At 38.5% G+C, this 9,605-nt stretch carries 5 protein-coding genes and 1 pseudogene; 1 reads left to right on the forward strand and 5 read right to left on the reverse strand.

What is annotated here, in order from left to right; translation table 11 throughout:
- A pseudogene (locus ACVRZD_RS10310) lies at nucleotides 1–364 on the forward strand (hypothetical protein); the annotation flags it as partial.
- Here the strand turns inward: ACVRZD_RS10310 and ACVRZD_RS10315 are convergent.
- The 5 genes from ACVRZD_RS10315 to ACVRZD_RS10335 all read right to left on the reverse strand — a co-directional run.
- Nucleotides 342–1,871: an accessory Sec-dependent serine-rich glycoprotein adhesin gene (locus ACVRZD_RS10315; RefSeq protein WP_447450487.1), complete on the reverse strand. Its 1,530-nt coding sequence runs from the start codon at nucleotides 1,869–1,871 to the stop codon at nucleotides 342–344. The pseudogene ACVRZD_RS10310 and the gene ACVRZD_RS10315 sit on opposite strands and share 23 nt — an antisense overlap.
- A 302-nt stretch (nucleotides 1,872–2,173) precedes the next feature.
- Entirely contained in the window at nucleotides 2,174–4,558 is a 2,385-nt protein-coding gene (cutC, locus tag ACVRZD_RS10320; protein ID WP_447450488.1) for a choline trimethylamine-lyase, read from the reverse strand.
- 58 nt (nucleotides 4,559–4,616) lie between these two features.
- Nucleotides 4,617–5,651 carry a DMT family transporter gene (locus ACVRZD_RS10325; RefSeq protein WP_037625283.1) on the reverse strand — a complete coding sequence of 345 codons (1,035 nt, stop codon included), beginning with the start codon at nucleotides 5,649–5,651 and terminating at the stop codon, nucleotides 4,617–4,619.
- Between the two features lie 20 nt (nucleotides 5,652–5,671).
- The gene (gene nifJ / locus ACVRZD_RS10330; RefSeq protein ID WP_447450489.1) at nucleotides 5,672–9,316 is read right to left on the reverse strand and encodes a pyruvate:ferredoxin (flavodoxin) oxidoreductase; all 3,645 of its coding nucleotides are present in this window, start codon (nucleotides 9,314–9,316) and stop codon (nucleotides 5,672–5,674) included.
- A gap of 49 nt (nucleotides 9,317–9,365) precedes the next feature.
- Nucleotides 9,366–9,605 (reverse strand): BMC domain-containing protein (locus ACVRZD_RS10335; RefSeq protein ID WP_447450490.1); only part of this gene is annotated, 240 nt, incomplete at its 5' end.

Here is a 9,605-nt window from a genome sequence, read left to right on the forward strand (position 1 = left end):
CGTTGATGTCGATACGGACGTTGAGGCACTTATCGACGTTGAGCCTGATACTGATGTTGAAGCGCTTTGTGACGTTGAGCCTGATACTGATGTCGAAGCACTTTGTGACATTGATGTCGATACAGATGTCGAATCGCTTTGCGACGTTGATGTCGATACGGATGTCGATGCGCTTTGCGACATTGATGTTGATACGGACGTTGAAGCACTTATTGATGTTGAAGTCGATACGGACGTTGAGTCACTTATCGATGTTGAAGTCGATACTGATGTCGAAGCGCTTTGCGACGTTGAAGTCGATACTGAGCTCGATGCCAAGGCACTTGTACTGGTCGAAGCACTTAAGATAGTCTACTTGTACTAGTTGAAGTACTTAAGCTTGTAGATGATGATGTACTCGTACTAGTTGAAGTACTTAAGCTTGTAGATGATGATGTACTCGTACTAGTTGAAGTACTTAAGCTTGTAGATGATGATGTACTCGTACTAGTTGAAGCACTTGTACTATCTATCTGTGAAGTTGGATTTGTGTATACTTCTGTTGTTGAATATGTTCCAGTCCCAATCATATCTACACCGACTTCTGGTCCATCTTGAACAACATATTTCGACGTTTGAGAAATCATTGTTGCTGTCTCGTTATATGTTGTTGCTGTAGCACTATACATAACAACTTTCAAATTGATAGTGCTTAAATCAGTCCCAGGTGCAACAGCTGTTGTAAATATAGCTGTAATAGCTGTTCCTGGTGCAAATGTTCCTGATGAATAGTAACCTGGATAGGTGGTTGTCCCAAATGTTGCGTTTTTGTATGTTGTTGAGCCATATGGTGTACTATTAAAGGTTACATTTGAAATAGAAGTTAAGGTACTATCTGGTTGAACATACAAGCCAACGTACTTATTCCCTGTTACTGCATTGGTTGTTGTATAATTAACAACCCAACGAATTGTATTTGTTGTTGGATTATAATAACCATAAAGACTAGAGATTAAATGATTGCTTGAATAAGCCGTATTTCCTGAACCTTGTGACGTAGTATTACTATAGATTAAATATTCAGTTGTCGGCGTCGTCGCTGCTAGAGTTACTGCAGAAAATTTCAATGTTGCTTTAGTAAAAGTTGGAGTGGTATTTACAACTGTTATTTGGCTATCAGATATTACCGATGCAGACATGGAAGTATTTAACGATTCATGCAAGGATGTTATTGTACTTACAGTAGAATCATTGATATCAGATATTGGAGAACTAGTAGATAGTGAATTAGAATTAGTGTTTGAAGCTGCTGATAAATTAGTTGTTGTCCCATTTTCACTTATTGTTAGAATAGAAGGGGTTGAACTACTATTATTACTTCCGTTTATTGTTGACAGACTTTGAGAAGAAGATTCACTAAATGACTCACTTAAACTTTGAGAAGCTAAATTACTAGTCGAAGCTGAAATGGAACTGCTAATTAAGACTGATTGACTAGTTGACGTTATGTCTGATGAAGAAGTTGATGATGCCACATCACTAGCCGATCCTGATACAACGATAGTTGAGTCTGTATCAGTAAGGGCTGAAGTTGTTTGAGATGTTAATGGTAGAGTTGAGGCCGTATCTGCCATAACATTTTGACCGGCCAATGTAGCACCACCGAGTATAGCACCCAGACCTAACGTTCCTTGAATGAGGTGGTTTTTAGAGACAACTAAATTCACATCGTCTTCAAGCATTCGATTTTCTGCTTGTCCACCTCTAAATAAATGAATAAGACCAAAAGAAGCTAAAGTCGTTTTGACCCAGTTTTTCCCGGACTTGTGCAACTTTACACGAGACTTGGTCTCAGTCTCAATGAAGTCCTGCCTATTAAATTTTCGTAACATATTTTTCTCACTCTCTCTGGACATAGTATATACTGAATTTTCAGTTAATTTAACAGTCCAATAAACAAGATTATATCACAATCCAATGGAACTTAACAGATGTTTTTTTATATTAATTTTCTTATAAAAAAACTAATTTTTTCGAGTTTTCAAATTATTATTAATTTTTTGAAGACATTTTTAATTTAAACATTATTTTTTCATTATTAGTAAAGCCCTTCTATCAGTTAAAAACTCCTCATTTTATGAAGCCAATTGCTTCACTTATTACTTAATGAGGAGTTTTTTTCTAAATAAGCACTTCAATATATCACCGTTCTACTGATGATTTCATCTTGTACGTCTTTGCAGAGTTCGACAAAGTAAGCACAGTAACCAGCTACACGAACAATTAAATCACGGTGTTGATTGGGATTTTTTTGTGCTTCAATGAGTGTTTGATTGTCTACACAATTAAATTGCATTTGCCCATTTCCCATATGAGAAGCTGTTTTTAGCAATGTCACAATGGCTTGTTTACCAGCATTTGTTTCTAAAAAACCTGGGGTGAGTTTAAAATTATGGGCCATTCCTAAACTCATTGATTCCACATTTAATTTAGAAACTGATTTAATAACGGCTGTTGGTCCTTTTTTATCTGCCCCTTGAGAGGGACTCATCCCATCTGAAAGAGGGGCAAATGCTTTTCTTCCGTCTGGCGTTGCACCAATCATTTCACCTAAAGGGGTATTGAAAGATTGTGATAAGGTGCCATGGATATGATGGGCATACAATGATGGGTAGCTATTTAATTTTTGCTCTGTATAATCAAGAATTTTCTTAGCTATCTCATCAACATAATCTTCATCATTGCCATATTTAGGCGCTGCTAAACAATCACGATGACATTGGGCATAACCTTCCCAGTTAGCATCCATGGCATCTTTTAATTGCTGAAGACTATAGGTATTTGTATCAAACACGAGATGTTTGATAGCCGCCATTGAATCGGCATAGGTTCCTAAGCCAGCAAAAATGGTTCCTGGTCCTTGGTAAAGGCATGCACCACCTGCCATGACATCTTTCCCCTTATCCATGCATCCTTCAATAAATAAAGACATGTAGGGATCAGGGTTAACTGCTTTAAAAATCTTTTCAATGATTAAACTTGCTTGACAGTTATTATCAATCAAGTAATCCAATTGTTTTCTGACAGCTGTTTCAAAATCACTGTAGTTGGTAAAGGTATCAAGGGCACCTGTGTTCAGCCATGATTTATCAGAATAAGAAGGCAATGCTCCTTGGTTTAGAGCCATCTCAATAGCCACCGGCCATTGCGTAAAGCCTCCCGCTGTCCATTGATGAACTTTGCCACTTCTTTGTGGCTCCACACAACCCATTAAGCTATAATCACGCGCATCTTCAAAGCTATAGCCTTTTTTTAGCATCATTTTGATATGGGCATCATCAAAGTGGACGGCAGGCATACCGCCTCCAACTTTAATCAGATCCACTATTTTTTCAAGATAGGTTTGTGGTGATAAATTATGAACGCGGCAGGCTAGTGTCGGTTGATAGAGTTTCATTTGGCCAACAGTCTCCATAATGAGATAAGTCAGCTCATTTGTTCCATCTCCACCTTCACGCTTGAGTCCTCCAACACACATATTGATAAAGGGCATATAGCCTGCAAAATAAGTTGCTGTTGCACTAGGCGTGTACCAAATCACTTCTGAACATTTAATAAAGAAACAGCCTAATAATTCAAATGCCTCTTCTTGTCTTAAAGTTCCTTCTTCAAGACCTTTTTGGTAGAAAGGATAAAGGTATTGATCTAATCGACCTAGGGATGTTGAACATTGATTACCTTCTAACACAAAAAGTGATTGAATGGTCCAAATCGCTTGCAGTGCCTCTTGAAAAGTTTGAGGGGGATTTTTTGGTACAGTTGCATTAATTCTAGCCAGTTCAATTAACTCTTGCTTACGGTCAACATCTGACTCATTGTCTGCCAAAGTCCGAGCATAATCAGCTAGTCTTTGAGCATAAGTCATGATCCCTTCGCAAACTAAAATTTCAGACATGTAAAATAGTCTTTTATCATCATCTTCTGGTCCAGTTCCTAAGATTTGCTCAAGTTTTTCTTCCGCTTCTTCTTTTAAGCCACTAACTCCCTTTTTAAAAAGTATCGTATCATAACCAGGACTTGAGTCCCCACCATCATTCATAATATGATAAGTGACATCAGCAATAGCTGCCTCAGCAGTGTATTCCCAAAGACCTGCCTCACGTAAGGATTCTTCACACTTTTCTGCTAGAGATTTGCCTTTCCAAAATGCAAAGAGCTCTTCACGTATGATTTGTTTATCTGCTTCACTAATGTCATAAGGATCTTGCGCTCTTTTATCAATTGTATCCAGTTCATCAGCAAGCCATTCCCAAGCAATATCGGGAGAAAAAGCGCCAGCTCTTGCTTTGCCACAGGGGTGACCAATAATCAACTCCCCGTCTTGAATTAGCAAAGGTGCTGTTTCACACGCTCGTTTAAAACTTTTGGCTCTTTGCAATTCCGGTGGTAAATAAAGATGCTCTTTTGCGATAGCTGTATAGGCAAGGGCACGATTAATTGTAATACTTGGAGTAACCGTTAAATAACGAGCTTTTAATTTATCTAACCTTTCGGTCATCTTTAGTGAATTTATTGTCATTTCCAACTACCTCATCTCCTTACCTCAAAGTGATATTGCGATGATCAATTTACCTAGATTATTCACTCTCCGCACTAAGTTGTTCCTCAATCGTTTCAGGTTTTTTAAAGAAATCCAAAGGATTCATGGTAACAAGTATGGCACCTACAATAATGACAATTGAACCAATTACGATAGTTGGCGTGATTGCTTGGCGTAAAAATAGAATACTAAACAGAACACCCCAGAATGCATAAGTAATATTAAGTGACATGCCAATGGCTGTACCAATTGTTGAGTTTGCCTTATACCAGAAAATGAATGATGTCCCAGCGGCAGCACCTGCAAGTGCTAACCAAATAACAGGCGTTACAGCGGCTAATGTTTTAAAGAGCAAGCCCACAGCACCAATACATGGAACGACGAGTACTAAACTGATGAAACCTGAAATTAATTGACGAATATTAACAGCAATTTCTTGGTCTAGCATCGCACCGCCAAATGCAGAGAAAACACCTTCAGCTCCCCAACAAATGGCTGCAATTAATGCACAGGCAATACCTAAAGTAAAATTAGGAGCACCTTCTGGTTTAGCCCAGTTTATAATAATAGCTCCCGCTACACAGATGAACATCCCTATGCCAACACGGAAATTAATTTTTGTTTTTAAGAAAATTGCTGAGAAAAGGGCTCCGAATAAAGCATTGGTTGCTGAAATTGGGATAGCATAGGCCCCCGCGAAATAAAGGCCAATCAGATAGGCTCCACTAGCAATTGGACCACCCAATAAGAAACCAATAATCAAAAGCTGACCAGGTCGTGTTTTGAGTGTACGTGGTATTTCCTTTAGTTTCCCTTGTTTCAAATTATAAATCGTCAAGATTAGGCCAGACAAAATATCATTCAGACCAGAAGTTACATAAGGTGCTGCTAAGATACCTGCAGCCGTTACTAATGGACTATAGCTACTAGCCACCATTAATAAAACAGAATAAATCCCATATGTGAACCCTGATAAAATCCCATGAAACATCCCTCTTACACGAAATTTATTGGTTACTTTTTCCATCTGACTTTGAGCGGATCCCACATGTAGTTGTTGTTTTCTTTCCATTTCTTCACTCCATTAATTAGTTAAAAGTCAAGGCTTTGTAGAAGATCTTCAAGAGAGTCTTCACCAACTAGTCTTTTACTTTTCTGTTTATTTGGTCCATGACCATTTTTTTGTTTTGTTCTAAACATTTCATAATCGCCTGATAGTTTGGCGTAATTTATAAAACGACGCTTAGCAGCACTGACTGTTTCCTCTAGTAAGTGTCCAGATTCAACCGGATTGATTTGTTGTAACGATGAAAATCGTTCTTGTTTTAACATGAATGTAATCATACGATCAAACTTTGGACGTTTGTAGTCAAGATGCATTGGATTTTGGTTTTGCTTTCTCAAGTTAGGATTATAACGGTATAGTGACCAATAGCCAGACTCTACTGCTTCTCTAGCTTCTGTGAGTGTCTCTTTCATACCACCTTCTAATTTATGACTGATACAAGGGACATAGGCAATAATTATAGATGGTCCATGATAACTTTCTGCTTCTTCAAAAGCTTTAATAACTTGTACGGGATTAGCTCCGCTTGCGACTTGAGCCACATAGACATTTCCATAGGTCATTGCCATCAAGCCTAAATCTTTTTTGGTTCCTCGGTTGCCCGATGAAGAAAATTTAGCAATGGCTGAACTTGGCGTTCCTTTGGAAACATGTCCACCTGTGTTAGAATAAACTTCATTATCAAGAACTAAGATATTAACATCTGCACCACTTGCAATCACATGGTCCAATCCTCCAAAGCCAATATCATAAGCCCAACCATCACCACCAACTATCCATTGTGAGGGCTTTACAAACAAATCACGTTTGTCATAAATTTCTTTTATGAGGGGATTACTTGACTTTTGATAGTCTTCAAGAAGCAAAGCTTCTAGTTTCTTACTACGAGCAAAGCTTCCTCTACCCTCACGGATGTGACATATCCAATCAGACATAACTGATTTTAAGTCTTCACAAACAAATGGCATAGCCTTTGTCATTAAATTGATTAATGATTCTCTTCGCATTTGATTTGCCACCATCATCCCATATCCAAATTCGGCATTATCCTCTAAAAGGGAATTGCTCCAAGCCGGTCCCTGACCAGCCTTAGTTGTACTATATGGTGTTGATGGCGCCATACCTCCCCAAATTGACGAGCATCCTGTTGCATTAGCAATCATGAGACGATTCCCAAAAAGTTGCGTCAATAATTTAAGGTATGGTGTTTCACCACAACCTGGACAGGCCCCAGAAAATTCCAACAAGGGTTGTTCAAACTGTGAAAACATAACCGTACCAGGCTTAGCTGGATTTTCTTTAGCAGCTAAAGACATTGCAAATGCCCAATTGATTGCTTCTTCCTTCATTTTGATATCATTCACAATATCTGCTGGAATCATTTTCAAGGCTTTACCTTTAGCTGGACAGGCTTTTACACACAACTCACAGCCAGTGCAATTCTCAACCGAAACTTGTATACGATAGAAAAGTCCATCATTTCCTTTAAAATCTCTGACAATATACCCTTGCGGTGCTTTATCAAGCTCATCTTGATTACTTAAAAATGGTCTGATAGCTGCATGTGGACAAACAAATGAGCACTGATTACATTGTAAACAAGCATCCGGATTCCATTCTGGCACCTCAATCGCCAAGCTTCTCTTTTCTTGTGGTGCTTTTCCTAATGGCATATCACCTGCTGTCATTCCATGTTTAATTAATTGACCTACTGAGATATGATTGCCTTCTAAACGATTAATTGGTTTTTGAATCTCTTCCACGTAAGCGTCAGTTGCTTCAGATTTTTTTGGGGGAACCAAGGATTCATTTTTCCAGTCGTCTGGAACATCAATCTTTTCCAAGGCATCTAATGACAAACTGATGGCTTTGCAATTTTTATCAATTATAGCTTGAGATTGCTTGTGGTATTTTTCGACTATTTCACGCTTCATCGCTTGAATAGCTTGTTCCATTGGTAAAATATTTGTCAGTTGGAAAAAAGCCGTCTGCATACAAATGCTCGATTTTCGATCTAGCCCAACCGTTTGGGCAATCTTGTAAGCATTAATACAATAAAACTGAATGCTATTTTCAGCAAGGTATTTTTTTATGGATTTAGGCAAATTGCGATAAATTTGTTCTTTTGTCCATATAGTATTGAGTAAAAAAATACCACCAGGTTTCAAACCTTTCAAAATATCATATTGTCTCAAATAAGCTGCTGATGATAACCCAACGAAATCAGTTCGATTAACAAAGTAAGCCGATTTTATCTTGTGATCACTAAACCTCATATGTGTGATAGTCAAGCCATTTTGCTTTCTAGAATCATAATGAAAGTATGCTTGAATCTCTTTTTCAGTATACTGCCCAATAATCTTTATCGTTGAGCGATTTAGGCTGACTGTCCCGTCGCCACCCAATCCCCAAAACATCATTTGAAAGGCTTCTTTTGATGTTAAATCAAGACTATCTGTTAATGGCAAAGACAGACCTGTCACATCATCCTCTATACCTAAGGTAAACTGTTTTTTGGGAAATGGTTTTTGTAGCTCATCAAATACAGAAACTATCTGATCTGGGCTGGTATCTTTACAACCAATACCATACCTTCCACCAATAATTTTTGGATGCCTATCACTTTCGTACAAAGCTGTCTGAACATCCATAAATAAGGGTTCTCCTATAGCACCTGGCTCTTTTGTACGATCTAAAATAGCAATGGCTTCAACAGTTTTCGGAATACTGGCCAGAAAATGCTCACTTGGGAATGGTCGGTAAAGATGAATCGTCACCAAACCTACTCTTCTTCCTTGTTGATTCAAGTAATCAACAGTCTGCTCAATTGTCTGTGTGACAGAGCCCATTGCTACAATCACTTGCTTAGCATCAGGATCACCATAATAAGTCACGACATCATAATTAGTGCCACGTAAGTCATTAATTTTTGACATGTATTTTTGCACAACGTAAGGAATAATTTGATAATGCCGATTAACTGTTTCACGTTGTTGAAAGTAGAGTTCAGGTCCTTGATTACTTCCAGATACTTTAGGATGGTTAGGGTTCATTGCTCTGGAACGAAAAACGTCAAGAGCCTCCCTATTAACCAATGGTATCAGCTCATCATCTTCAAAAACGGTAATTTTTTGAAGTTCGTGACTGGTTCTAAAGCCATCGAAAAAACTAATAAAAGGGACACTAGTTTCTAAAGTTGCCAAATGTGCTACCACAGATAAGTCCAGCACTTCTTGAACAGAACTTTCTGCCAAAATAGCACAACCACTTTGACGAACTGCCATCACATCACTATGATCTCCAAATATGCTAAGCGCATTTGTCGTAACTGCCCTAGCTGCTACATGAAAGACTGCTGGAAGTAATTCCCCAGCAATTTTATAGAGATTAGGTAACATCAGTAAAAGGCCTTGAGAAGACGTAAAGGTCGTTGTCAATGCACCTGTTTTTAGTGAGCCATGAACAAATCCTGCAACACCTGCTTCAGACTGCATTTCGACAACTTGGAGTTTTTGTCCAAAAAGATTTTTTCTTCCTTCGGTCTGCCAATTATCAACAGCTTCAGCCATTGTTGAACTAGGTGTAATAGGATAAATACTAGCAATTTCACTAAAAGCATAGGCAACATGTGCTGCTGCAGTATTGCCATCCATTATTTCTTGATGCGACATCCATTACTCCTTTCTCAACCTAACCCTTTACTTTTTAGCATTTTAATAATTAACGATGTGGTAAAATTGTTTCCACTTCACTATGCGGACGTGGAATAACATGAACGGATACCAGTTCACCAATTCGTTGTGCAGCTGCCGCGCCGGCATCTGTTGCGGCTTTGACAGCACCAACATCTCCGCGAACTAGAACAGTTACTAAACCACCACCAACATGTTCTTTACCAATCAAGGTAACATTGGCTGCTTTTACCATGGCATCTGCTGCTTCTATTGAGCCTACTAGCCC

The organism is Streptococcus hongkongensis (assembly GCF_053206145.1).

Bases quoted from the DNA above. Each gene is read 5' to 3' on its own strand.
- nifJ (WP_447450489.1), bottom strand. From the start codon at position 9,316: ATGTCGCATCAAGAAATAATGGATGGCAATACTGCAGCAGCACATGTT.
- ACVRZD_RS10325 (WP_037625283.1), bottom strand. From the start codon at position 5,651: ATGGAAAGAAAACAACAACTACATGTGGGATCCGCTCAAAGTCAGATG.
- ACVRZD_RS10315 (WP_447450487.1), bottom strand. From the start codon at position 1,871: ATGTTACGAAAATTTAATAGGCAGGACTTCATTGAGACTGAGACCAAG.
- cutC (WP_447450488.1), bottom strand. From the start codon at position 4,558: ATGACAATAAATTCACTAAAGATGACCGAAAGGTTAGATAAATTAAAA.